This window comes from Ruegeria sp. SAZD013, assembly GCF_059612525.1.
The window spans coordinates 1-1,219 of sequence record NZ_JBXWQT010000005.1; the positions used below are offsets into that span (position 1 = coordinate 1).

Below are 1,219 nucleotides of genomic sequence, written 5' to 3' on the forward strand. Positions count from 1 at the left end.
CTGACAAGAAAGGCACTCGCGCTCAGTTCGGTACGCCTCTCTCTGCGCCAGCAACACGTTGTTTTTCAACAATATCGATCCAATCCGGACATTCGCTGCGCTCCTGTTCTACGTCTCACATGCGGACAAAGCGGCCACTCTTTGCAAGAAATGAAATTGACGACTAGTTGTGGTATTAAGGCTCCCACAACCGGGGGGATGCCGCAATGAACAGAACTTGGAAAACATTTCTCGCGGGGGTGGCTGCGCTATGCGCCACCATGTCGACAAGTTTCGCTGAAATGATCCACTTGATGGCTAGAAAAGGCGATGTCGCAAAAGTTATGTCAGAAATCGAAAAAGGAGTGCCGGTGGATCTGCCGAGCACCACAGGCGCTCGTTTTGAAGGTTCGTCACCACTCGTAGTAGCATCTCGGTTCGGTCGTACGGACGTGGTCGCGGCCCTGTTGGAGGCTGGGGCCGACCCAAACTACTCTCTTCCCAATGCTGAGTACGAAAAAACTCTTGCATACCCAATCCATGTTGCGTCAAGCAACGGACACACAGAAGTTGTTCGATTGCTTTTGGAAGCCGGTGCTGATCCAACTGTCGTGGATCCTTGGCTTGGGACAGCACTGCATTTCGCCTCGTTGCGTGGGCACGACGAAATCGTGACCATGCTATTGGATGCTGGCGTACCTACAAGTGCAAGTATCCCTAGTGTGAAGCACTTGATTGGTAATGCCGATAGGGGCCGAGGAGAAACTCTGGCAGGTGCCTGCAAAGCCTGTCACAGCCTGGAGAACAATGGGCAAGTTCAAGCCAATGAAGGTCCGCCACTTTGGGGAGTTCTCGGGCGCACCATTGGCTCGTACGATGGCTACGAGTACTCGACGGCTTTGTCAGCGATTTCAGGTGTCTGGGACTACGACAATCTAAACTCGTTTCTTGGGCGTCCACGAGAATACATTCCGGGAACAAAGATGGACTTAGATGGAGTTTGGTTTGATCAGGATCGCGCAGACTTGATTTCTTACCTCCGGACACTCGATGAAAACCCGGTCGCATTGCCTTAACAACCAATCGAAATTGAGCGTAGGATACGCGTTGGTGAGGTCAGAAGCAGCCATCAGAAAGAGCTCGTTGGGCGTCTGCTTTGCGGAGAGGGTGTGTGAAAACTCCCCTATTTTGACCGGACTGATGGTATAATTTCCGTATTCGGTACGGAGGTTGTTGATGA

Annotated in this window: 1 protein-coding gene; it reads left to right on the plus strand. The window is 51.9% G+C overall.

Annotation, left to right across the window (positions count from 1 at the left end; all coding sequences use genetic code 11):
- Positions 1–206: 206 nt before the first annotated feature.
- A complete protein-coding gene (locus AC2FLU_RS00730; RefSeq protein WP_496716582.1) occupies positions 207–1,055 on the plus strand; it encodes an ankyrin repeat domain-containing protein in 849 nt (282 codons plus the stop codon).
- The last annotated feature ends 164 nt before the right edge of the window (positions 1,056–1,219 follow it).

Excerpts from the sequence above, each read along its gene's own strand:
- AC2FLU_RS00730 (WP_496716582.1), top strand. The coding sequence starts at position 207 with ATGAACAGAACTTGGAAAACATTTCTCGCGGGGGTGGCTGCGCTATGC.